The sequence below is a fragment of the Allobosea psychrotolerans genome (assembly GCF_002917105.1).
Classification (GTDB): Bacteria; Pseudomonadota; Alphaproteobacteria; order Rhizobiales; family Beijerinckiaceae; genus Allobosea; species Allobosea psychrotolerans.
Genome location: NZ_PQFZ01000007.1, coordinates 37,383 through 60,118 on the forward strand (window position 1 = coordinate 37,383; position 22,736 = coordinate 60,118).

Below are 22,736 nucleotides of genomic sequence, written 5' to 3' on the forward strand. Positions count from 1 at the left end.
AGACCTTGTTCATCATCAGGTTTTCTTAACCATATCGGCCTAGTCCTGACCTCAGTTTCCGCATGGGTACCGCACGCGATGAGTCGCCATCTCGTCCCTCTCGTTCTGGCCGTCGCCATGACCGCGACTGCTTGCACACCACGCTATGTCGACGCCGACTACGCCGTCGCCCAGCCGAGCGGCCCCTATCGGCTCGCCAGCGGCGACCGCCTGCGCATCATCGTCTTCGGGCAGGACAATCTCTCGAACATCTACGCGGTCGACGGCGCAGGCCGCATCTCGATGCCGCTCATCGATACGATCGAGGCGCAAGGGCACACCACCCAGCAGCTCGAGAAGGCGATCGAGGGGCGGCTGCGACGCGGCTATCTGCGCGAGCCCAAGGTTTCGGTCGAGATCGACACCTACCGCCCATTCTTCGTCCTTGGCGAAGTCACCAATTCCGGCCAGTTTCCTTACGTCAACGGCATGACCGTGCAGACGGCCGTGGCAATCGCCGGCGGCTTCACGCCGCGCGGGCAACGCTCCTCGGCTGAAGTGACGCGGCAGGTCGACGGCCAATTGGTCACCGCGACGGTGCCGATCACCTATGCCGTCCAACCCGGCGATACGATCGTCATCAAGGAACGCTGGTTCTGATCCGTCCGGAGCGCTTCCGATGACGGACAGCCCGCAGGCGCAACCGCTGCGCATTCTCCACGTCTTCCGTGCGCCACTCGGCGGCCTGTTCCGGCATGTGCTCGACCTCGCGCGCGGCCAGGTCGAGCGCGGCCACCATGTCGGCATCTTCTGCGACGCCACCACGGGCGGAGCCCGCGCCGACGAGGTCTTCCGCGAGCTCTCGCCCCAGCTTTCGCTCGGCGTGACCCGCGTGCCGATGTCGCGCTATCCGAGTCTGACCGACGCGAAGGCGCAGATGAGCGAGATCTCGCTCCGCAAGGCGCTGAGGCCCGATATCGTCCATTGCCACGGCTCGAAGGGCGGCGTGTACGGGCGCATTCCCGCCCTGTTCAGCCTGGGCCGGAGCTATGCCACGGCCTACACGCCCCATGGCGGCAGCTTCAACTACAAGCCCGGCGGAGCCGAGCATAAGATCTACATGGCCGTCGAGCGATGGCTCGAAAGCGCAACCGACATGTTCCTGTTCGAGAGCCGTTTCATCGCCGGGCGCTTCGAGGCTTATGTCGGGCACCCGCCGCGAACCGACCACCGCATCGTGCTGAACGGCATTTCCGAGGCCGAGTTCGAGCCGATCGACCACTCCCAGGCGGCGTTCGACCTCCTCTATCTCGGTGAACTGCGCTCGGCCAAGGGCGTCGACACACTGATCGACGCGCTTGCTTTGCTGAAGCGCCAGCACGCGCTGACGCCGCGCATCCTGATCGTCGGCTCAGGGCCCGACGAGGCCGAGCTGCGCAAGATGACAATCGATCGCGGCATCGCAGAGCAATGCGTCTTCGAGCCGCCGGGACCGATCCGCAGGGCGCTTTCGAAGGCCCGCGTGATGGTGATCCCGTCGCGGGCGGAATCGCTGCCCTATGTCATCCTGGAGGCGGCAGCCGCAGCCCAGCCCCTGATCTCGACCGATGTCGGCGGCATCAACGAGATCTACGGCCCGCGCCACAGGCACCGGCTGATCGCCGCCAACGATCCAGTCGTCCTCGCCGAGGCGATCAAGGCGACGCTCGCCACCCCCGATGCCGAGCGACAGGCGCAAGCCGCGGATCTCGCCGGGCATGTGCACGACAATTTCTCCCTCGACGCGATGATCGACGGCGTCATCGCCGCCTATCGCGACGCGCTGGCCGCCCGCGTCACAGCAGCTTGAGCGCCACGACGCCGGCGATGACGAGCGCGATCCCGGCCCAGCCGGAGGGGCGGATGCGCTGGCCGAAGGCGAGCATGCCGACGATCGCAGTGATCACCAACCCGGCGCCACCCCAGACGGCATAGGCGACGGACAGGTCCATGCCCTTGATCGCCTGAGCCAAGGCAGCGAAGGCGCCGACCACCAGCAGGATGCCGACGCCGCCGGCGAGCCAGCGCTTCATGCCGTCGGAGAGCTTGAGCAGATAGGTGCCGGAGACTTCGAGCAGAACCGCCAGCATCAGCCAGGCGATGGCGAAGCCTTGCGGCAGAAGGGGGGCGGTCACGCGAGCCTCCCCTCATATTCCTCCGCCTCATGCTCCTCCGCCTCGCCGCCGACGCCGCGCTCGAGCAGTACGATGCCGGCGATGATGGCGCAGAGCGCCACGATCCGCGTCGGCGTGAGATGCTCGCCGAAGAGCAGATGCCCGGCGGCAGCGATGCCGACGATGCCGAGCCCCTCCCAGACCGCATAGGCGACGGCCAGCGGAATGACGCGCAGCGCCACGCTGAGCAGGGTGAAGGACAGGCCGATCAGGATGAGCGGCAGGAGCGTGACCATGAACGGCGCCGAGACGACCGACTTCAACGCGGCCGTCGCGACGATCTCGACGGCGATGGCCGCGAGCAGAACCAACCAATGAAAAGACATGTTGCACACGGGCGAAGCCGGCGCTGGACGTCGCGGGTGCGACGCTAGGCAGCTAGGCAAAAGTTCGAGTTTTGAAAGACGGCATCCGGATTGAAAGCCTTCGGCGGGAACACCGCGAAAGCAGCACAGCGGCATCGCGACAACGGCCAAAAGCCGTTCTCATAATCCGCTCAGAAATGTGCTTCTCAGACACTCATCGCAGTCAGATATGCCTGCAACGTTGCTTTTTGTCAACTTGAAACAACTTTTTAAAGACAAAAACCATTGAAAACAGCAGCCCAAACCCCGGATTAATACCTTGATCGGCCAAGCGAAAATCGCCCTTTTCGATGTCGCGTTTTTGTAGGGCTCAAAACCGCCGGAACGGAGCTTGCCGATGCGGCGTTTCCGGCCGATTTCCTTCCGAATCCGCGGCAAGAGCGACGGGTCCGATTAAGCCTTCCGTGAACATTTTCGGCTAGACGCAAGGCAAGAAGACCGGAAGCCTCGGCTTGCCGGCCGGACCGGGATGGCTTGCCATGGGCGCTTTTGATGTTCGCGATCTGATCAAGGTCGACGCGGCCGCGGCTGCGACATCCGAGATGTTCGGTCCCTCCAAGAGCGGCGCGACGCGCGCCTTCCACCCGCTGGCCGAGCGCATCGCCGCGATGCCGGTCAAGCCGACACTCTCACCCGTGATGATCGAAGGCTTCGTCCGGCTCTTCGACGTGCTGGCCGTCGTCGGCGTGGGCGGGCTGGTCTACTGGCTTTATGTGGCGGGCAATATCGACAACGCCCTGCCCTACCAGATCACGATTCCGGCGCTGGCGATCGGGACGCTTGCCTCCTTTCAGGCGCTGCAGCTCTACCATGTCGGCGCGCTCAGAAATTTCGTCGCCATGGCGGTCAGGCTGGTGACCGGCTGGACGACCTTGTTCATGATCGCGCTGGCGGCCTTCTTCTTCCTCAAGATCGGCGACCAGGTCTCACGCATCTGGCTGGCAGGGTTCTATGCCGGCGGCCTTGCCGCGCTGCTCGGGGAGCGGCTGGTCGTGACGCTGAGCGTGCGCCAGCTCACGCGTTCGGGCCGGCTGGAGCGGCGCACGGCGATCGTCGGCGGCGGCGAAGCGGGCGAGGCATTGATCCGCGCGCTGGAAGCGCAGCGCGACACCGGCTTGCGCGTCTGCGGCGTCTTCGACGACCGCAATGACGACCGTTCGCCTGATCTCGTCGCCGGCTATCCCAAGCTCGGCACGATCGACGATCTCGTCGAGTTCGCGCGCCGCACCAAGCTCGACCTGGTGATCTTCACCCTGCCGATCTCGGCCGAGGCGCGGCTGCTCACCATGCTGCGCAAGCTCTGGGTGCTGCCGATCGACATCCGCCTCTCCGCGCATATGTCGAAGCTCCGTTTCCGGCCGCGCTCCTATTCCTATATCGGCGCCGTACCCGTGCTCGACGTGTTCGACCGGCCGATCGCCGACTGGGATATCGTCGTCAAATTCGTCTTCGACAAGATCGTCGGCACGCTCGCCTTGATCGCGCTCTCGCCGGTGATGCTCGCGACGGCAATCGCGGTCAAGCTCGATTCGAAGGGGCCGATCCTGTTCAGGCAGAAGCGCTACGGCTTCAATAACGAGCTGATCGAAGTCCTCAAATTCCGCTCGCTCTACCATGAGATGAGCGATTTCGCCGCCGCCAAGCAGGTCACCAAGGACGATCCGCGCGTCACCCGCGTCGGTCGCTTCATCCGCAAGACCTCGATCGACGAGTTGCCGCAGCTCCTCAACGTCGTCCTGAAGGGCGATCTCTCGCTGGTGGGGCCGCGCCCGCATGCGATCCACGCCACCGCCTCGAACCGCGCCTATGAGCAGGTCGTCGACGGCTACTTCGCCCGCCACAAGGTCAAGCCCGGCATTACCGGCTGGGCCCAGGTCAATGGCTGGCGCGGCGAGACCGACACCGAGGACAAGATCCAACGCCGCGTCGAGCACGACCTCTATTACATCGAGAACTGGTCGGTGCTGCTCGACCTCTACATCCTGGTGAAGACGCCGCTCTCGCTGCTGACCAAGAACGAGAACGCCTATTGAGTGCGCTCGCCGATCGCGCCGGGACTGCGGCTGGCCGTAGCGGCGGCCTGCGGATTTCCTATGCCGCGATCAAGCGCGGCGCGCTCTGGCTTTTGACCGCGTCGAGCGGCTTCGCATTGATCGAGCCCTCGCCCTACGAAGTGATCTTCCTGCTGGCGGTCTTCGCCTTCACGCTGACGGGCATCCGCTTCTCGCAGAAGCTGGTACCTCTCCTGAGCCTGCTGCTGCTCTATAATATCGGCGGCGCCTTCTCGCTCATTCCCTGGATGGACGAACCGACCTCGGTCCGCTTCACCGCAGTCTCGGTCTATCTGATGATCACGGCGATCTTCCTGGCCGCGATCATGGCCGACGATACCATCGCCCGGCTGGAGACGCTGCGGCGCGGCTATCTCTTCGCCGCCTGGTGCGCCGGGCTTGCCGGCACTCTCGGCTATTTCGACATCGCGGGCCTTGGCGGCGTCTTCACGCTCTATGGCCGCGCCTCGGGCACGTTCAAGGACCCGAACGTGCTCGGCCCCTTCCTGGTGCTGCCGATCATCTTCGCCCTGCAGCATGTCCTGATCGGCCGGCTCGGGCTGATGCGCGGCTTCCTGGTCATGAGCGTGCCGCTTCTCGCCTTGTTCCTGTCGTTCTCGCGTGGTGCCTGGGGCAATCTCGCCGCCTCGGCTGTGCTGATGGTGCTGTTGACCTTCCTGACCTCGCCCAGCGCCTCACGGCGCATGCGCATTGTCCTCCTGACGGCGGCCGCACTGGGCCTGGTGGTGGCGGCGCTGCTCATCGCGCTGTCCTTCGAGAACATCCGTAGCGTGTTCGAGGTCCGCGCCAGCCTGGACCAGAGCTACGACCAGGGTGTCACCGGGCGCTTCGGCAGCCAATTGCGCTCGATCCCGTTGCTGCTCGGCGAGCCCAACGGCTTCGGGCCGCTGCGGTTCCGCTGGATCTTCCCGGAGGATCCGCACAACGTCTACATCAACGCCTTCGCCTCCTATGGCTGGCTCGGCGGCTGCGCCTGGCTCGCCCTGATGGTGGCGACCTGCTATGTCGGCTGGGCGCTCGTGTTCAGGCGGACGCCTTGGCAGAACCACGCCATCGCGCTCTGGTCAGTGCTGTTCATCACGATCCTGCAAGGCGTGCAGATCGACACAGACCACTGGCGCCATCTCTATCTCATGCTCGGGCTGATCTGGGGGCTGGCGGCGCTGCCGACGCCGAGCCTTGATGCGTCGCGCGCGCGCGCCGCTCAGACCCTGTCCTTGCGCACCACGACGTAGGCGTAGGTCGTCACGAAATCCCAGCCGGTCTTCGCCGCCAGCGCGTTGAAGACATGGTCGGCCTGCTTCAGCCCGGGCATGCGGTCGAAATAGCCATGCCCCCAGAAGCGCTGGATATGGATGTCGTTGAAGCCGGCGCGGTTCAGCATCGGCCCGAGCTGACGCTTGCTGCCCCGGCACCAGTCGTAGAAGGCCGGGAATTTCGGATCGCCGCCGCCATCCCGCCGCGCCGGATAGAGCGCATGCACGATCGCACGCGACAGCTTCTCGGGCAGGATGTGGTTGATCGCGAAGACCGGCGCCCACAGCGTCGGGAAGAAGGCGAGCGCGACGCCGCCCGGCGCCAGCAGGTCGTGAATGTTGGTCCAGGCCCGCTCGACGTCATGGACATGCTCGAAGACCATGCGCGAGACCATGAGGTCATAGCTGCCGCGCGTGACATCCGGCTCGGAGAGATCGCCTGCGATGTCGAATCGCGCCGTCCTGAGGCCGGCCGGCGTCAGCGCCAGCTCGCCCGCATCGATGTCGTTGACGATGAGGTCGATGCCGTGGCGCGCTGCCTGGACGGTCGAGAACAGCGGATCGCGCCCGCCGCCGATCTCGCAGACACGGCGCAGGCCGAACTGACGGGACAGATCGAGAATCGTCGATTCGTAGTGCTCCCAGGCCCATTGCGAATGCCAGTCCGGGGCGAGATCGCGGAAGAAGGTTTCGATCGAGCCCAGCGGCTTCGCAGGGGCCGGTACGGTGATCTTGCTCCGCTCAACCGTGGCTGTCGCCAGTGACATCGTCATCTCCGCCTGAAGGACCCCCGTCCCACAGATACGATGCGGAAACACGCCCCGGCCCGCAACCAAAGCCTTAATCAAGGGTTAACGGCACCTGACCCGCCATGTGCCGCTTCGGGGCGTTCGAATGCTCCTTTCACGGAGTCACCGACAATGTGTCGAAGCGCATTGCATCCGCGAGAACCCGCTACTATAAGCCGAGCCGTCGGAGCGTAGCGCAGCCCGGTTAGCGCACTTGTCTGGGGGACAAGGGGTCGGAGGTTCGAATCCTCTCGCTCCGACCATTTTTCTCTATTGTCGATGAAATCTCAGCCGACAGCCGCCATGCGCGCCATCGGCCAGATCGCCTCCCCGGCGGCCAATTCCCAAGCTTCCTGACAGAGAGACCGCAGGATTGCGCTGGGCGCGTCTGCTCCCCCCAGCTCGCTCCATCTTGTCTCTGAAACGCACCCTCGTTCCGGACAAGCCGCATAACCGGTGATTCCAAGAACATCGAGCATCGCCTGAGCGCCGCGATGCCGCAGGCCAGGCGGCAACGCCCAGCCGCGATCGCGCCCTACGGCATAATCACATTGACCTTGCGCTCGGCCTGGGCGCTCAGGGAGGCCGGCGTGCTGGCGAACTCGGGCACGATCTTGAACTTCGGCATCGCCCTGCCGGAGAATTCGGTCAGGAGCTTGATGCGTTCGCGATCCCGGCTCGACACCAGCCGCGTTCCCTGCAGATCGTCGAAATCCGCCAACCGCCGCGAGGTCCTGCCGCCGGCATAGACGAGCACCTTGTTCGGCAGGACGACGATGTCGCCCCGGCGCAAGGTCGGATCGGTGAGATACCAGTCGGGATTGCTGACGGGATCGATCGAGACCTGCAGATAGCGCTTGGAATCACCCTCATCGTCCATCGAGACGCGCGGGATCTTCGCTTTCGATGTCGGCTTCTTCGTCGGCCGGATCGTCATCTCCAACGGCGCGATCTCATGCCGCTGTGGAACAGGGGCGCCGAACAGCATTTCTAGCAAGCCGGCCTGCGCCTGCGACGCCGTGAGCGCGGACAAGGCCGAGACCAGGCCAATCAACAGAGACCGAGCACGCAACTGCATTGAACGGACACCGAGGTTGCTTGAATCTGAAATGTTTTACCTGGCGCCTGCTTGCCGCGGCCAGGTAATCACTCATACCGAACTTGATCAGCCAACGCCAGCCATCTCGGCGTGATTGGTTAAACTAAATGCATATTTCACGATACGTCTTGAGCAAATGCTCTCAGAATAGACAAAGGCCGAGCCTTCAACCGCAGACGTCCACCCCCGCCATGCATAATCCGCCTCCCGTGGCCTGAGGCGCGCCGATCGACTATGGCTCCCTTTCAGCGGCTTCCAACGGCAAATCAGCTAAGCTGGGGGCCATGGCCGGCAAGTTATCCACAAGCCCGGCTAATCTTCCTTGCATTCGCCCCAGCTCTACCCCAACGTCAGCTTTGTCGCGGAGCCGGTGATGTACCCATGCATGCTTTCTCGCGTTCGGTGGAAAATCAGGTCTCGAGCCAGAGCGCCATCCTGCTGCGGGCGCTTGTCGTGATCGTCGTCGCCACGATCATCATCCTGCCCTTGCTCGATTGATCGCGCGGCGGCTTATCGCCCGGTGCCTTGGCCGAGCAGGCGGATAATCCCGGCTCGTATCCGCCCCATTTCACGCGTAGGCTGCTGTGACGGACGCGACGTGACATAGGGGAAGAAGCAATGGCAGGGGAAGATCGCGGACCACGCGCCTGGCACGACGTGCACAGCGTTCAGGAAGCGCCACGCGAAAAGCAGAAATCGAGCGGGCGGATCGCGGCCGAGGAGGCTGCCTCCCGCAAGAAGATCGAGGCGCTGCGCGCGCTCAGGCTGGCGAAGCAGGCGGCCGAGCCGCCGGCTCCTCCCGCTGTGAAGGCCAAGCCCGCCAAGCGCAAGGCCGTCGCCGAGGCGTGAGCACCCACTCTGGATCAGGCGAGAGGCCAGCAGCGCCTCCTGAACTTCAGGCCTGATCCAGCCAGCCGCGCAGCAGGCCGACATCGCCTTGCGACAGGCCGTGGCCTGTCGGCAGGATACGATGGTCGACGAGCGCTCCGTCTGCAGACAGGGTTTGCGCCAGGCGCTCCGCATCCTGCGCTGGAATGATCGGATCGAGCGCGCCCGACAGGATCAGAACCCGCTTGCCGGCGAGATCGGCTTTGGGCGGCTTCCGGAAGGGCGACATGGCGCGTACCAGCGCAGCTCCGGCCAGAACCTCCGGGCGCAGCAGCAACAGGCTGGCTGCGATATTGGCGCCATTCGAGAAGCCGAGCGCGACCGGCGCCGGCAGATCGTAGCGCTTGCGGGATTCCGCGACGAAATCCGCCAGCTCATGCGTGCGTCGGGTGAGATCGGCCTCGTCGAAGACGCCCTCCGCCAAGCGCCGGAAGAAGCGTGGCATCGCCCCTTCCAGAACCTTGCCGCGCGGCGAGAGCAGGCTCGCGCCGGGCGCGACCATGCGCCCGAGCGGCAGCAGGTCGCGTTCGTCGCCACCTGTGCCGTGGAGCAGCAGCAGCGGCGGTCGCGATGCCTCAGTGCCCGGCTCGAAGACGTGAATGAAATCCGTGGTCGCGACAGCGTCCATCATGGTTCTCCTGTTCATAGGCGACATGGTTCGGGCAGCATGGCCCGCCCTGCCCGGCTCGAAAGCCTGGCAGGGCGGTGCGATCTCAGCCAAGTTCCGGCAGCAGCGCCTCGATGCGCGCCCGCTGCGCCTCGAGCCCGGCGGGGAGCTTCAGCGCCTGGCCGAGCGTCGCCGCCGGCTCGTCGACGGCAAAGCCTGGGGCATCGGTCGCGATCTCGAAGAGAACGCGACCGGGCTCGCGGAAGTAGACGGAGCGGAAATAGTTCCGATCCCTCTGCTCGGTCGCGCGGATGCCATGGTTCTCCGCGAGACGGCGCACCATTTCCGCCTGCGCCGCATCGTCTGCAGCGCGGAAGGCGACATGGTGGACCGAGCCTGCCCCCTGCCTGGCCGGCAGGAAGCCGCCGGCGACCCTCAGATCGACGATGTTACCAAGGGCCGCGCCCTCCGCCCGGTAGCGGATCAGCGTGTCCTCGCGCCCGATCTCCTTGAACCCGAGCACGTCGCCCAGGATCGCGGCAGTGGGCGCGGCGTCTTCGAGCAGCAGGCTGACGCTATGGAAACCGCGGATCGCATGCTCGGCTGGAACATCGCCGCCCTCCCAGGCCGCTTCACGCTCGATACCGGGCAGACCGACCAGCGCCAGCCGCATCCCGTCGGGATCGCGGAAGGCCAGCACGCTCTCGCCGAAGCGCTTCACCGGCACGTCATGGGGCACACCGTGTTCAATGAAGCGATGCGCCCAATAGCCGATCGCGCCTTCGGGAACCCGGAACACCGTCTCCTGCGTCTCGCCGACGCCAAGCCGGCCGGGCGCGGCATGCTCCCAGGGGAAGAAGGTCAGGATCGTGCCAGGTACACCCGCTGCATCACCGTAGTAGAGGTGATAGGTGCCGGGATCGTCGAAATTGACGGTCTTCTTGACCAGACGCAGGCCGAGCACCCGACCATAGAAGTCGAGATTGCGGCGCGCCGGGCCGGAAATCGCGGTGACGTGGTGGATGCCGTTGATCTGCATGATGACAACTCCTCCCAAAACGGGCCGGGGAGCGGGTGCTCCGTTGGCTGCAAAGATTGGTCGGGCGAGCTCAAAGCGCCAGAGCGAATAGATTGCGCTGCTGCAATGTCGATTTTGGCATCTCACAATTTGCATTGCACGTTGGTCGGATCAATCTTTTGGGCAGAGGCCAGCCCGGCCCCATCGGAGATTGCCCCCATGATCGACAACCGCTTCGCTCCCTATGGCGCTCTCGGCCTGCGCATCGCGCTCGGCCTGATGTTCATCGCTCACGCCTATCTCAAGCTCGTGATCTTCACTCCGGCAGGCTTCGCCGGCTTCCTTGGCCAGGTCGGCCTGCCCGCCGTTCTCGCCTGGCCGATCATGCTGGCCGAGCTTCTCGGCGGCCTCGCCATCCTGACCGGCTTCTATGGCCGCTATGTCTCGATCCTGCTGCTGCCCGTCCTGCTCGGCGCCCTGATGGTCCATGCCCCCAATGGCTGGGTCTTCAACGCCCCCAATGGCGGCTGGGAATATCCTGCCTTCCTGGCGCTGGCCGCGCTGGCCCATGGCCTGATCGGCGATGGCGCGCTGGCCCTGAAGCCGGCCCGCCCGAGCTGGAACGGCGCGCCCGTCTCGGCCTGAGCGACGCTCAAGGCTTCTGCCTCACGCTCCTTCGCCGTCATCTTGGCCACAGCGCCTTGATGGCGGCGAAGCCATGCCCGAGAGTGCGCGCATGAACACGACCGCCAAGAATACGACCGCGAAGAATACGACCGCGAAGACCCTGGCCTGGGACGACTTTCGATTGATCAAGGCGATCGCGGACACGCGCGCGCTACCAGCCGCCGCCACGGTGCTCGGATTGAACCATTCGACGGTGTTTCGCCGGCTCGGGCAGATCGAGGAGGCCCTCGGCCTCAAGCTGTTCGAGCGTCATCGCAGCGGTTATGTCGCGACGCCCGCCGGTGACGAGATGGCGACGCTCGCCGAGCGTGTCGACGAGGACATCACCGCCTTTGCCCGCCGACTCGCCGGGCAGGAGATCAAGCCCGCCGGCGAATTGCGCGTCACCACCAACGACACGCTGCTGGTGGATCTGCTGACGCCGGTCTTCGCCGCCTTCCTCGGGCAGTGCCCCGATATCCGGCTCGATATCCTGCTCGGCAACCAGGCGCTGAACCTGTCCAAGCGCGACGCGGATGTCGCGATCCGCGCGACCGACAACCCGCCCGAGACCCTCGTTGGCCGTCGCGCCGCCCGCATCGTCTGGGCGCTCTATGGTCGCCTCGCCGATTTCCCGGAAGCCGCCGACGTCGCGATCGAGACGTTGTGGGCCCGCAACTGGATCTCGCTCGGCGACCAGTTCACGGCGCTCAAGGCCGTGCGCTATCTGAACCAGCATGTCGCGCCGGAGCGCATCGTCTACAAGGTCAACACCGTTCTGGGCTTGGCTGAGGCGGTCGAGGCGGGCATCGGCATCGGCTTCCTGCCCTGCTTCATCGCCGATACGAGACCGGGGCTGACGCGACTGGCGGCGCCCGATCCAGGCTTTGCCGCAGATCTCTGGCTCCTGACCCATCCCGACCTGCGGCATTCGCCCAGGGTCAGGCTGTTCATGGACTTCATCGCCGGCGAGCTCGGCCGGATGAAACCGCTGATCGAGGGCGACAAGGCGATCTCGCCCCGGCAGGGCTGAGGAAACAGGCTCGAGGCGAAATGCCGGTCTCGGCCGGCTTGCCGCGACATTCCTGGAAAATCACGCGCCCGCGGCGGCATCCCGTCGCGGGCCTTCCGAATAGCTGACGAATCGGTACGCGATCAGGCCGCAGCCCTGCGATTCACGCCGCCCTCGGCAAGCATGGAGAGTTTGCCGTCGGCGGCGAACTCCTCGTCGAGGTTCTGCTGCAGCAAAGCCGCGCAATCCTCGCGGCCGAGCTGCTTCGCCCACGCCGTCAGCGTGCCGTAGCGCGCGATCTCGTAGTGTTCCACGGCCTGGGCGGCGGCGATGATCGCGGCGTCGAGCACCGCGCTGTTTTCGACATCGCCGGTGAGATCCTCGGCTTCCTCGATGATGCCGTCGATGGCGGGGCAGTTGACGGCCTTGGCCTCCGCCCCGTGCTGCTTGAAGACCTGCTCCAGCCGCGCGATATGCCCCTCGGTTTCCCTGCGATGGGTCTCCAGACCCAGCTTGAGCGCCGGATCAGTCGCCTTAGAGATCATTTTCGGCAGGGACTTATAGATCGTCTTTTCAGCATAGTAGATATCCTGGAGCTGATGGACAAAAAGATCATCCATCGTTTTGATATCCTTGGAAAACAGGCCCATTGAACTCTCCTGTCGCTGGATGTTGCTGTGACAGGCCGGCAACGCCTGGAGCGGGATGCGAAAAACTGGGAACCGGTTTTCCGCTTCGATCCTGCTCTTACTTTTGGATGAGAGACGGATTGAGATTTCAGCCGGGATCACTTGGTGATTCCGGCCGAAATCATCCGGCTCTCGCGGCGATGCGCTTCCCCGGTCTTGGAACGTGCCTGGACCGTGAGTGTTCCAACCGAAATGATGCCTGTTGCATGGTGCATGGGCGCGCCAGCCGGGCTAGAGTCTCGCCATGGACATGATCATCCCTCTCCTGATCGGCATGACCTTGATCTGGCTGATCGGTCGCGGCACGCCCTGGAACGCCAAGCTCGTGACCTTGGCCGTGACGCTCCTCATCATCGTGCTGATCGTCGCGCTGGAGCGTGGCGGCTATTGGCCCCAGGCCTTCCACAGGCGCTGATCGTTCCACAGGCGCTGATGCGGCCATCAACGCCTGTAGGCTCGCCGGCCCGGGCCGCGCCCGCTCAGGAGACGAGCTTCAGGCCGACGATGCCCGCGACGATCAGGCCGATGCAGACAAGACGCAGCGCGCCTGCCGGTTCGCCGAGGAGGACGATGCCGAGCACGGCCGTGCCGATCGTACCGACGCCGGTCCAGATCGCATAGGCCGTGCCGAGCGGCAGGCTCTTCAGGGCAAACCCGAGCAGGCCCAGGCTCACCACCATGCTGGCAAGCGTCAGCACGCTGGGAACCAGCCGCGTGAAGCCCTGCGTGTATTTGAGACCAATCGCCCAGCCGACTTCGAACAGGCCCGCGACGAAGAGATAGAGCCAAGCCACAACGGCGCTCCTTTGCAGAAGGGGCGAGGTCGTCCGCGCCTGGTGATGGGAGAGGCTTTCGCCGAGGTCGTCCTCGGCACCGATCTATAACGCGACTTCGGAATATCAAGCCAACGCCGCGGCATGGCCTCATGCGCGACAAACACAGCTTCTTTGCACGGAGAGGTTGCTGCCCGGCAGTAATGACGTTACGCCAGCCCGCATTACTGGCTGGGGGCTAAGACATTGAATTTCCGAATTTTCGTGGTGGCCGCGGTCGCGGGCGCCCTGGGTGGTTGCGCGACCGTGACGCGCGGCACGACAGACCAGATCACCGTCAACAGCATACCGCCCGAAGCCGAGGCCCGGACGTCGCTCGGTCATGCCTGCCCGGCGACGCCGTGCACCTGGGAGGTCAGCCGCAAAGCCGAGTTCACCGTCAGCTTCAGCAAGCCCGGCTATGAAGACATGCAGATCCCGGTTGCCACACGCATCGCAGGCGCCGGCGCAGCCGGTTTTGCCGGCAATGTCCTGATCGGCGGGCTCGTCGGAATGGGCGTCGATGCGGCGACAGGCTCGACGCTGGAACACTATCCCAGCCCGGTCCTCGCCACATTGGTTCCGTTGCGCAAATCCGGCGCTACGGGTCGCTCCGACAAGCGACGCGGCGCCTCCTCACATCGCCGCGAAGTCGACAGGCCGCGCCCGAAGGACGAGCCGCCCGTCACCTGATCGACGCTGGAGCCACCCGAGCGAGGTGGCCACCGGTTCGCGTGAAGACAACGCGTTGAAACAACGAGCTGGAGCTGTTGAACGATCCAATTGGATCGGAAACCGCTCCAGCTGCGTCAGGCGCCGTCGGGAACAGGCTGAGGCGCCAGGGCGCTGCGCAGGATGCGCTTGCATTCGCCGAGCTCGGCCAGGACCGCGGAGAGCAGCGTCAGATCGTCGAGACCTTCGGGCGGGATCGGACGCGAATGCTGCGGCGCGAACTCCTGATGCGGCTCGCCCTCCTGCGGGTAGGCGGCCTTGGCATGAACCGCCCCGGTATCCTCCCGTACCGCCGTGGCTGTCGCGGATGCCCGCTCCGGGCCTGGTGGGCCGACCGGCGCGCCTCGGCCGATCGCCTGGACATGGCGCGGCCCCTGCTCCTTGAGGATGCGCTGCAGACCCTTGATGGTGTAACCCTCGCCGTAGAGCAGTCGGCGAATGCCCTTCAGCAGCGCGACGTCGTCGGGACGATAATAGCGCCGCCCGCCGCCGCGCTTGAGCGGCTTGATCTGCGTGAAGCGCGTTTCCCAGAAACGCAGCACATGTTGAGGAATGTCGAGGTCTTCTGCGACCTCGCTGATCGTCCGGAAGGCATCTGCGCTCTTGGTGTCCATGTCGGCCTCATCGCCGGTGTGGAACTCCAGGCTCACTCGTCTTCGCCCTCACTCAACTGTCCGTTGATGCGCGCCTTCATCACATTCGAAGGCTTGAACACCATAACACGACGCGGCTCGATCGGGACTTCGACTCCCGTCTTCGGATTACGCCCGATTCGCTCGCCTTTGTCTCGCACGACGAAGGATCCGAAAGAGGATAACTTGACGTTCTCGCCGCGCGCAACCGCGTCACAGATTTCGTCCAGCACCGCCTCGACGAGCTTCGACGACTCTGTCCGCGACAGACCGATCTTCTGATAGACAGCCTCGCACAGATCGGCGCGAGTAACCGTTTGCCCCGCCATTCATATCCTCCAAGGCGTTATGTCGGCCAGCGGGCATGCCGCCTGCCCTTCGCCAATATGGACGGCGGACGCTAGGCGTCCCGGCTGCGCCGGTCAATCCTCGAACACCCGCCAACTCACCCAAATTTTGGAAATTCGTTAGAAAAACCAAGTAAATCCGTCATAAACCGACGGCTTTCCTGCGCCGTGCGTCACCACCGGATCAAGGCAGACCCCCAGGTGAAACCGCCGCCCATGGCCTCGATCAGGACGAGCTGTCCGCGCTTGATGCGGCCGTCGTGATGCGCCTCGGCAAGCGCCAGCGGAATCGAGGCCGCCGAGGTGTTGCCATGCCGGTCAACGGTGACGACGACGCGCTCATGGCCGATGCCGAGCTTGTGGGCGGTGGCGTCGATGATGCGACGATTGGCCTGATGCGGCACGAACCAGTCAATGTCGGCGCCGGTCAGCCCCGTCTCCTCGAAGGTATGCCGGACCGTCTCCGCCAGATTGACGACGGCGTGGCGGAAGACCTCCTTGCCCTCCATGCGCAGGACGCCGACGGTCTTGGTCGAACCCGCACCGCCATCGACATAGAGCTTGTCCTTGTAGCGGCCATCCGAGCGGATATGGGTCGCCAGCACGCCGCGATCGGCGAGCGTGCCCTCGCCGGGACCCGCCTTCAGGACGACCGCGCCGGCGCCGTCGCCGAAGAGGACGCAAGTGGTGCGGTCCTCCCAGTCGAGGATACGCGAGAAGGTCTCCGCACCGATGACGAGCGCGGCCTTGGCGGCGCCCGTGCTCAGGAACTTGTCGGCCGTCGCAAGCGCGAAGACGAAGCCCGAGCAGACGGCCTGGAGATCGAAGGCTGCGCCGCCATTGATGCCGAGCGCAGCCTGGATCTGCGTCGCGGTCGCGGGAAAGGTGTGATCGGGCGTCGCGGTCGCGACGATGATCAGATCGATCTCGGAGGCGTCCATGCCGGCGTCGGCAAGCGCTGCCTGCGCCGCCTTCAGGCCCAGCATCGAGGTCGTCTCGTCATCGGCCGCGACATGGCGCTGGCGGATGCCGGTGCGCTGCACGATCCACTCGTCGGTCGTGTCGACGCGCTGTGCCAGATCGGCATTGGTGACGATGCGTTGCGGCAGATAGGAGCCGCAGCCGCATAGAATGGAGCGCAGAATGGACAAGAAAGCTGTTCCCTATTCGGCGGTGGCGGCCTGCTGCGCCGCCGCCTCCGACCGCGCAGTCGCGGCCACCATCTCGCGGACCTTCGACATCAGGTTCTCGCGAGCCATTTCATAGCCCAGTTCCGCGGCGCTGGCGAAGCCGATGGCGTCGGTGCCGCCATGGCTCTTGATGACGATGCCCTCGAGCCCCAGGAAAACGCCGCCATTGACCTTGCGCGGATCCATCTTGTCCCTGAGCGCGGCGAAGGCGCTGCGCGCGAAGAGATAGCCGATCTTGGCCATCAGCGAATGGCTCATCGCCGCGCGCAGATAGGAGGCGATCTGGCGTGCGGTGCCCTCGGCCGTCTTCAGGGCGATATTGCCGGTGAAACCCTCGGTCACCACGACATCGACCGTACCCTTGCCGAGGTCGTCGCCCTCGACGAAGCCGTGATAGGCCAGATGCGGCAGGTTGCTCTCGCGCAGGATGCGGCCGGCTTCCTTCACCGCCTCGACGCCCTTGATCTCCTCGACGCCGACATTGAGCAGGCCGACCGTCGGGCGGTCGATATCGAAGACGACCCGGGCCATGGCCGCGCCCATGACCGCGAGATCGACGAGGTGGCGGGCATCGGCACCGATCGTGGCGCCGACATCGAGCACGACGCTCTCGCCGCGCACTGTCGGCCACAGGCATGCGATCGCCGGCCGGTCGACCTGCGGCATCGACTTCAGGCAGAATTTCGACATCGCCATGAGCGCGCCGGTGTTCCCGGCCGAGATCGTGACATCGGCCTCACCGGTCTTGGTCGCATCGATGGCACGCCACATCGAAGACTTGTAGCGGCCATAGCGCAGCGCCTGGCTCGGCTTGTCGTCCATCTTCACCGACACATCGGTGTGGTGGAAGGTGGTGACCGCCTTGAGCCTGGGATGCGCATCGAGCAACGGCATGACCTGCGTCTCGTCGCCGAAGATCACGAAGCGCGCATCGGGACGCCGCTCCAGCGTCAGGGCAGCGCCGGGAATGACCACGGATGGGCCGTGGTCTCCGCCCATCGCATCGAGCGCGATTGTAACCGGACGTGTCATGAGGTGATGGTGGATCCTGGGAGCGGCCGCCCTTCTTGTGGAGGCAGCGCGTTGCGGGCCGGACAATAGCGACTTGAGCCGCCGCTGCAAGCCGCGGCGAAGGCTGCTGCCCGCCTCATTGTTCGCGCTTCAGCTTGGCCAGCACAGCAAAGGGCGATTCGATGCCGGGCTCGGCCGGCGCCGCATCGAAACTCACGCCGGGCTTGCGCGGATAGGGATCGAGCGCCAGCGCCAGGAACTCCAGCGTGACCGCCCCCAGATCGATGACGCCGTCGACGATGGGCTCCGGGGGGTCGGCCTCGTTCAGCCGGACCTCGATGTCGATCTCGTCCTTGTCGCCGGCATCGCCGCGCCTTGCCGCGATCCGCGCCTCGTCCTCGGGAGCGAAATCGAGCTTCATCGGAACCTTGATCTCGACCGGGAAGGATTCGAGGGTCACCACGCAGATCTGGTGCATCTTCGCCTGGATCGCACCCTCGAGCTTGACCTTCTCGCCATTGCGCGAAAGCGTGTAATGCGCCTCCAGCGCCTCCAGCGAAGCCAGGCCGAGTTCGGCGGCGATGCGCGGCAGCGCCTGCGCCGGTGCGGAGACGGTGACGTTGCCGGGGCGCAGCTTGATGCCCTCGACACGGATGGGATGGCTCAGGGGCAAAATCTTCTCCGGATCAGGCGACATGGCTACGCTCCATCTGCGCCAGGGCTGGGAACAGCTCCGGCTCGTTCAGGATCGCTTCAAGCGTGCGGGCCGCCAGCCCGGCCTGCGCCTGCCTCATATAGTCCGCCAGAATCGCGGCACCATCCCCCTGGCTCGCATTGCGACGCAGCGCCTCGGTCAGCGCCTCCGGCTCCGTCGAGACGAGCGCGGCCTCATAGGCCTTGATCCGGCCGAAGAAGCTCTGGGCGATCTTCTTCATCCGCTTGGGCACCGCGATATCGCTGACGCCGCCATTGCGGAAGCCGAGTTCGAGATAGGAAAAGCAGGCATCGACGAAGTCCTGCGCCAGATCGGCGGCCGGCGCCGGCAATTCGCGCAGGCGGTGCAGCACCAGGAAGGTGTGCAGCGTCAGCGATTCGAAGCGCCCCTCGAAAGTGTCGGGAATGCCGCCTTCGATATAGAAAGCCGGCCGCCGCGACGCCTCGGCGACGCGCGCGAACAAGGCGTTCACCGGTGCGAGCCGGGCTTGACGCTTGCCGAATAGGCCGAACATTACGCAGCCATCTCCTTGCGAAGGTCCCAAGCGGGTCCTTGCCTTGCCAAAGCCATGCTCGGGCGTTACGCCAAGCCTTACCCATTTGACAAGCGGCTTGGGCCCTTCGCCCTTGACGCCACGGCCTGGATTTGAGTCCCAATGACCCTCACCAACCGCCGCGCCGCCCTGCTCGGCATCCTCGCGACATCGTCCCTGGCGTTGGCGGGCTGCGGCCCGGATGCCGGCGGCTTCAGGCTCCCGACCTCTGCGGGCCTCAATGAGGAATATAGCCGCGGCTTCGTCATGGACGACGCACTCATCGCCCAGATCAAACCGGGCATGGACGTGCAGGCCGTGCTGACGACCCTCGGAACGCCCTCGACCACCTCCACGGTCGGCAATCGGACCTTCTACTACATCAGCCAGACGGTGCGCCGGCGCTTCCAGTTCCAGGATCTGAGCGTGATCGACCAGAAGGTGCTGGCGATCTATTTCAACAAGGCGTTCAAGGTCGAGCGCGTCGCCAATTACGGTCTCCAGGACGGCGTGCCCTTCGACTTCATCAGCCGCACCACCCCGACCGGCGGCGAGGAGCAGAGCTTCCTGCGCAACCTCTTCAAGGGCGTCACCAAGTTCACGCCATTTGGTGCATGACCGTCCAGCACGGTCTGGCGAAACACAAAACCCGCGGCCCTCGCCGCGGGTTTTTCTTTGAGCGAGGGCTCGCTGTGCTCAGGCCCGCGCCGCCGGCTTTCGCTCGGGCAGAGTCATCGCGGCGACGCCGAGCACGACCAAAGCGAGCCCGGCCCAGGCTGTCGGGCTCAGGCTCTCGCCGAGGAACAGGATGCCGATGGCGACCCCGATCGGCACGCGCAGATAGGACACGGCCGTGGTCCCGACCGCGCCGAGCGTGCGGATCAGGCGGAAATAGATCGCGAAAGCGAGCGCCGTCGAGAATACCGCAAGCGCAAGCAATGCCATCAGCGAGTCCCGGGAGGGCGCCAGCGTCCAGGGCCGGTCGATGACAAGCGCGAATGGCAGCAGCACGGCAGCGCCCATCAGCATCGAGCCGGCGGCGGGCAGGAGCGGGTCCATGCCGCCGAAATTCCGGCCAAACAGCGCAGCGCAGGCGTAACACACTGTCGCCAGCACGATCGCCAATTGCGGCACGACGGCGCTGCCCAGCCCGGCAAAGGCCTGGACGCCGACGATCAGGCTGATCCCGGCCACGCCTGCCAGAACGCCGAGCGCCTTGCGCGCATCAGGGCGCTTGCCCGGCGCCAGCGCCAAGCCGATCAGGAAAACGAAGACGGGCGTGGTTCCGTTCAGGATCGAGGCGAGGCCGGCATCGACACTGCGCTCGGCCCAGGCGATCAGCGTGAAGGGCACGACGCTGTTGAGGCAGGCCTGCACCAGGAAACGCCGCCAGCTCGCGATATCGCGCGGCAGCGTCACGCCGCGCCAGCGGATGATGACGAGCAGGATCGCACCCGCAATCAGCGTGCGCGCCGCGATCAGGGTCAGGGGTGGGATCGTCTCCACGCCGATCTTGATGAAGCTGTAGGAGCCACCCCAGAGCGTGGCGAGAACCAGCAGCAAAGCGAGCTCGGTGGCGCGGTTCGCCTCGGCAGCAGGGGTGGTCAGGGCTTGTGTCGTCATGGCGCTCTCCTTGGTTGGAGGGACCATGTCACAGCCGGCATCCCAGAACTTGCAGGAACACTACGGTTGCGGCCGTAGCCTCGCAGGTCGATTCAAGGGATCCGCATCTTGATTCAACCGATGGCTGCAAGCCTTTGCCGGACAATGAAAAACCCCGCGGATCGGTCCGCGGGGTCGATCTCATTGCGTAACATGCAGCCGCTCAGGAATGCGCCAGGATCGCCAGCAGCAGCAATGCGATGATGTTGGTGATCTTGATCGCCGGGTTCACGGCGGGGCCCGCCGTGTCCTTGTAGGGGTCGCCGACGGTGTCGCCGGTCACCGAGGCCTTGTGCGCCTCGGAGCCCTTCATGTGACGCACGCCGTCCTTGTCGACGAAGCCGTCCTCGAAGGACTTCTTGGCGTTGTCCCAGGCGCCGCCGCCCGAGGTCATCGAGATGGCCACAAAAATGCCGGTGACGATGACGCCCATCAGCATGGCGCCGACGGAGGCAAACGCCTGGTTCTTTCCGGCGATGGCGTTGATGACGAAATAGGTCACGATCGGCGCCAGCACCGGCAGCAGCGAGGGCACGATCATTTCCTTGATCGCGGCCTTGGTCAGCATGTCGACGGCCCGGCCGTAATCGGGCCGCTCGGTGCCGTCCATGATGCCGGGCTTCTCCTTGAACTGACGCCTGACCTCCTCGACCACCGAGCCGGCGGCGCGGCCGACCGCGGTCATGCCCATGCCGGCGAAGAGGAAGGGAATCAGGCCGCCGAGCAGCAGGCCGACGACCACATAGGGGTTCGACAGCGAGAAATCGACGGTGACGCCTTTGAAGTACTGGAATGTCGTCGAGCCCGCCTTGTTGGCCTCGCCGATGAAGAAGTTGAGGTCGGAGGTGTAGGCGGCAAACAGCACCAGGGCGCCGAGGCCGGCGGAGCCGATCGCATAGCCCTTGGTGATCGCTTTGGTGGTGTTGCCGACAGCATCGAGCGCGTCGGTGGAGTGGCGCACCTCCTTGGGCAGGCCCGCCATTTCGGCGATGCCGCCGGCATTGTCGGTGACCGGGCCGAAGGCATCGAGCGCCACGACCACGCCCGCCAGGGCGAGCATGGCCGTGGTGGCGATGGCGATGCCGAACAAGCCGGCCAGGCCATAGGCGACGATGATGCCGGCGATGATCACGATGGTCGGCAGCGCGGTCGATTCCAGCGAGACCGCAAGGCCCTGGATGACGTTGGTGCCGTGGCCGGTCACCGAGGCCTGGGCGATCGAGACGACCGGGCGCTTGCCGGTGCCGGTGTAGTATTCGGTGATGACGACGATGAGCAGCGTCACCGCGAGGCCGACCAGCGCGCAGGCGAAGAGGCCGCCGGAGGTGAAGGTGACGCCCTGCACCGTGGTGAAGGAGGCCGAGAAGCCACCGAACATCAGATAGTTGACCGCCGCAATCGCGCCGATCGAGAGCACGCCGGCGGCGATGAAGCCCTTGTAGAGCGCGCCCATGATCGACTGGTTGGCGCCGAGCTTGACGAAGAAGGTGCCGATGATCGAGGTGACGATGCAGGCGGCGCCGATCGCCATCGGGTAGAGCATCATCGTGCCGAGCGTGGCCTGGCCGGCGAAGAAGATGGCGGCGAGAACCATGGTGGCGACCAGCGTCACCGCATAGGTCTCGAACAGGTCTGCCGCCATGCCGGCGCAGTCCCCGACATTGTCGCCGACATTGTCGGCAATGGTGGCGGGGTTGCGCGGATCGTCCTCGGGGATTCCAGCCTCGACCTTGCCGACGAGATCGGCGCCGACATCGGCGCCCTTGGTGAAGATGCCGCCGCCGAGACGAGCGAAGATCGAAATCAGCGAGGCGCCGAAACCGAGCGCGACGAGCGAGTCGATGACGGTGCGGCTGGATGGGGTGAAGCCAAGGAACGAGGTCAGGACGCCGTAATAGACCGCGACGCCGAGCAGCGCGAGGCCCGCCACCAGCATGCCGGTGACGGCGCCCGCCTTGAAGGCGACATCGAGACCGTCGCCCAGCGACTGCATCGCCGCCTGCGCCGTGCGGACATTGGCCCGGACGGAGACGTTCATGCCGATGAAGCCGGCGAGGCCCGAAAGCACCGCGCCGATCAGGAAGCCGATCGCGACCCATTGTCCGAGCAGATAGGCGAGCGCCGCGAAGAGCACGGCGCCGACGAGCGCGATGGTCATGTATTGGCGCTTGAGATAGGCCTGCGCGCCCTCGGCCACCGCAGCGGAAATCTCCTGCATGCGCTGGTTGCCGGCGTCGCGCTTCATCACGTCGCCATAGGCCCAGACGCCATATGCGATCGACAGCGCACTTAAGACTATGATTGTAAGCAGAGCTGACATTGGTTTCCTGACCTTGAGCTTCTCGACCCGCGGAGAGGCTTTGCGCTCCCCTTAACGTTCTTGGACGCCTGACTCATGAAAATGCGGGCCCGCGAAAATCGCGCCCGCATGCGCCTCGTCAGTGTCAGCCA

The 22,736-nt window shown here is 65.2% G+C and carries 26 protein-coding genes and 1 tRNA gene; 11 read left to right on the plus strand and 16 right to left on the minus strand.

The features are described 5' to 3' along the window. Positions 1-78 precede the first annotated feature (78 nt). The gene (locus tag CYD53_RS13700; protein WP_103718654.1) at positions 79-639 is read left to right on the plus strand and encodes a polysaccharide biosynthesis/export family protein; all 561 of its coding nucleotides are present in this window, start codon (positions 79-81) and stop codon (positions 637-639) included. Positions 640-658: 19 nt separating this feature from the next. After that, entirely contained in the window at positions 659-1,828 is a 1,170-nt protein-coding gene (locus tag CYD53_RS13705) for a glycosyltransferase (protein ID WP_103718655.1), read from the plus strand. Here the strand turns inward: CYD53_RS13705 and mdtI are convergent. Together mdtI and CYD53_RS13715 are read right to left on the minus strand one after the other, a co-directional pair. Next, positions 1,815-2,153 (minus strand): multidrug/spermidine efflux SMR transporter subunit MdtI, encoded by a 339-nt coding sequence (gene mdtI, locus CYD53_RS13710; RefSeq protein WP_245928226.1) that lies wholly within the window; start codon positions 2,151-2,153, stop codon positions 1,815-1,817. The genes CYD53_RS13705 and mdtI overlap by 14 nt on opposite strands. Beyond that, a complete protein-coding gene (locus CYD53_RS13715; protein ID WP_181011861.1) occupies positions 2,150-2,518 on the minus strand; it encodes a DMT family transporter in 369 nt (122 codons plus the stop codon). Before CYD53_RS13715 ends, mdtI begins: the two co-directional genes overlap by 4 nt. 518 nt (positions 2,519-3,036) lie before the next feature. On the opposite strand from CYD53_RS13715, the gene CYD53_RS13720 reads away from it, so the two are divergent. Both CYD53_RS13720 and CYD53_RS13725 read left to right on the plus strand, forming a co-directional pair. Further along, positions 3,037-4,590, plus strand: a complete 1,554-nt coding sequence (locus CYD53_RS13720; RefSeq protein ID WP_103718657.1) for an undecaprenyl-phosphate glucose phosphotransferase — start codon at positions 3,037-3,039, stop codon at positions 4,588-4,590. Then, positions 4,587-5,864 (plus strand): O-antigen ligase family protein, encoded by a 1,278-nt coding sequence (locus CYD53_RS13725; protein WP_103718658.1) that lies wholly within the window; start codon positions 4,587-4,589, stop codon positions 5,862-5,864. Before CYD53_RS13720 ends, CYD53_RS13725 begins: the two co-directional genes overlap by 4 nt. Here the strand turns inward: CYD53_RS13725 and CYD53_RS13730 are convergent. Then, positions 5,834-6,652 carry a class I SAM-dependent methyltransferase gene (locus CYD53_RS13730; protein ID WP_181011862.1) on the minus strand — a complete coding sequence of 273 codons (819 nt, stop codon included), beginning with the start codon at positions 6,650-6,652 and terminating at the stop codon, positions 5,834-5,836. The genes CYD53_RS13725 and CYD53_RS13730 overlap by 31 nt on opposite strands. Positions 6,653-6,858: 206 nt before the next feature. On the opposite strand from CYD53_RS13730, the gene CYD53_RS13735 reads away from it, so the two are divergent. After that, a tRNA-Pro gene (locus CYD53_RS13735) sits at positions 6,859-6,936 on the plus strand. Between the two features lie 272 nt (positions 6,937-7,208). On the opposite strand, the gene CYD53_RS13740 is transcribed toward CYD53_RS13735, so the two are convergent. Beyond that, entirely contained in the window at positions 7,209-7,706 is a 498-nt protein-coding gene (locus tag CYD53_RS13740) for a hypothetical protein (RefSeq protein ID WP_146055917.1), read from the minus strand. Between the two features lie 684 nt (positions 7,707-8,390). Here CYD53_RS13740 and CYD53_RS13745 point away from each other — a divergent pair. After that, positions 8,391-8,621, plus strand: coding sequence for a hypothetical protein (locus CYD53_RS13745; RefSeq protein WP_103718661.1), 231 nt, complete (start codon positions 8,391-8,393; stop codon positions 8,619-8,621). Positions 8,622-8,667: 46 nt separating this feature from the next. Here the strand turns inward: CYD53_RS13745 and CYD53_RS13750 are convergent, their stop codons facing one another. Both CYD53_RS13750 and CYD53_RS13755 read right to left on the minus strand, forming a co-directional pair. Then, the gene (locus CYD53_RS13750) at positions 8,668-9,288 is read right to left on the minus strand and encodes an alpha/beta hydrolase (protein ID WP_103718662.1); all 621 of its coding nucleotides are present in this window, start codon (positions 9,286-9,288) and stop codon (positions 8,668-8,670) included. Positions 9,289-9,373: 85 nt separating this feature from the next. Continuing rightward, the gene (locus CYD53_RS13755) at positions 9,374-10,306 is read right to left on the minus strand and encodes a ring-cleaving dioxygenase (protein WP_103718663.1); all 933 of its coding nucleotides are present in this window, start codon (positions 10,304-10,306) and stop codon (positions 9,374-9,376) included. 198 nt (positions 10,307-10,504) lie between these two features. On the opposite strand from CYD53_RS13755, the gene CYD53_RS13760 reads away from it, so the two are divergent. Further along, a complete protein-coding gene (locus CYD53_RS13760) occupies positions 10,505-10,930 on the plus strand; it encodes a DoxX family protein (RefSeq protein ID WP_103718664.1) in 426 nt (141 codons plus the stop codon). A 91-nt stretch (positions 10,931-11,021) separates the two neighbouring features. Next, a complete protein-coding gene (locus CYD53_RS13765) occupies positions 11,022-11,984 on the plus strand; it encodes a LysR family transcriptional regulator (protein ID WP_103718665.1) in 963 nt (320 codons plus the stop codon). Positions 11,985-12,106: 122 nt separating this feature from the next. Here the strand turns inward: CYD53_RS13765 and CYD53_RS13770 are convergent, their stop codons facing one another. Then, positions 12,107-12,613 carry a YciE/YciF ferroxidase family protein gene (locus CYD53_RS13770; RefSeq protein WP_103718666.1) on the minus strand — a complete coding sequence of 169 codons (507 nt, stop codon included), beginning with the start codon at positions 12,611-12,613 and terminating at the stop codon, positions 12,107-12,109. Positions 12,614-12,896: 283 nt separating this feature from the next. On the opposite strand from CYD53_RS13770, the gene CYD53_RS30285 reads away from it, so the two are divergent. Beyond that, a complete protein-coding gene (locus tag CYD53_RS30285) occupies positions 12,897-13,067 on the plus strand; it encodes a hypothetical protein (RefSeq protein ID WP_175525386.1) in 171 nt (56 codons plus the stop codon). Positions 13,068-13,131: 64 nt separating this feature from the next. On the opposite strand, the gene sugE is transcribed toward CYD53_RS30285, so the two are convergent. Beyond that, positions 13,132-13,446 carry a quaternary ammonium compound efflux SMR transporter SugE gene (gene sugE, locus CYD53_RS13775; protein WP_103718667.1) on the minus strand — a complete coding sequence of 105 codons (315 nt, stop codon included), beginning with the start codon at positions 13,444-13,446 and terminating at the stop codon, positions 13,132-13,134. A gap of 246 nt (positions 13,447-13,692) precedes the next feature. Between sugE and CYD53_RS13780 the strand changes: the two genes are divergently transcribed. Next, complete coding sequence (locus CYD53_RS13780) at positions 13,693-14,157, plus strand: translation initiation factor 2 (protein ID WP_245928227.1); 465 nt, start codon at positions 13,693-13,695, stop codon at positions 14,155-14,157. A 116-nt stretch (positions 14,158-14,273) separates the two neighbouring features. Here the strand turns inward: CYD53_RS13780 and CYD53_RS13785 are convergent, their stop codons facing one another. The 6 genes from CYD53_RS13785 to CYD53_RS13810 form a co-directional block, all read right to left on the minus strand. After that, positions 14,274-14,810 carry a MerR family transcriptional regulator gene (locus tag CYD53_RS13785; protein WP_103718855.1) on the minus strand — a complete coding sequence of 179 codons (537 nt, stop codon included), beginning with the start codon at positions 14,808-14,810 and terminating at the stop codon, positions 14,274-14,276. A 32-nt stretch (positions 14,811-14,842) separates the two neighbouring features. Next, on the minus strand, positions 14,843-15,157 hold the full coding sequence (locus tag CYD53_RS13790; protein WP_103718669.1) for an integration host factor subunit alpha: 315 nt from the start codon (positions 15,155-15,157) through the stop codon (positions 14,843-14,845). A gap of 191 nt (positions 15,158-15,348) precedes the next feature. Then, a complete protein-coding gene (locus CYD53_RS13795; protein ID WP_103718670.1) occupies positions 15,349-16,326 on the minus strand; it encodes a beta-ketoacyl-ACP synthase III in 978 nt (325 codons plus the stop codon). 12 nt (positions 16,327-16,338) lie between these two features. Beyond that, on the minus strand, positions 16,339-17,397 hold the full coding sequence (gene plsX, locus CYD53_RS13800) for a phosphate acyltransferase PlsX (RefSeq protein ID WP_103718671.1): 1,059 nt from the start codon (positions 17,395-17,397) through the stop codon (positions 16,339-16,341). A 115-nt stretch (positions 17,398-17,512) separates the two neighbouring features. After that, complete coding sequence (locus tag CYD53_RS13805) at positions 17,513-18,073, minus strand: YceD family protein (protein WP_103718672.1); 561 nt, start codon at positions 18,071-18,073, stop codon at positions 17,513-17,515. Further along, positions 18,063-18,605, minus strand: coding sequence for a ubiquinol-cytochrome C chaperone family protein (locus CYD53_RS13810; RefSeq protein ID WP_103718673.1), 543 nt, complete (start codon positions 18,603-18,605; stop codon positions 18,063-18,065). Before CYD53_RS13810 ends, CYD53_RS13805 begins: the two co-directional genes overlap by 11 nt. A gap of 141 nt (positions 18,606-18,746) precedes the next feature. Here CYD53_RS13810 and CYD53_RS13815 point away from each other — a divergent pair, with 141 nt between their 5' ends. Further along, positions 18,747-19,241 carry an outer membrane protein assembly factor BamE gene (locus CYD53_RS13815; protein ID WP_103718674.1) on the plus strand — a complete coding sequence of 165 codons (495 nt, stop codon included), beginning with the start codon at positions 18,747-18,749 and terminating at the stop codon, positions 19,239-19,241. Between the two features lie 78 nt (positions 19,242-19,319). On the opposite strand, the gene CYD53_RS13820 is transcribed toward CYD53_RS13815, so the two are convergent. Together CYD53_RS13820 and CYD53_RS13825 are read right to left on the minus strand one after the other, a co-directional pair. Then, positions 19,320-20,246, minus strand: coding sequence for a DMT family transporter (locus tag CYD53_RS13820; protein WP_103718675.1), 927 nt, complete (start codon positions 20,244-20,246; stop codon positions 19,320-19,322). A gap of 202 nt (positions 20,247-20,448) precedes the next feature. Next, complete coding sequence (locus CYD53_RS13825; protein WP_103718676.1) at positions 20,449-22,605, minus strand: sodium-translocating pyrophosphatase; 2,157 nt, start codon at positions 22,603-22,605, stop codon at positions 20,449-20,451. Positions 22,606-22,736: the final 131 nt, after the last annotated feature.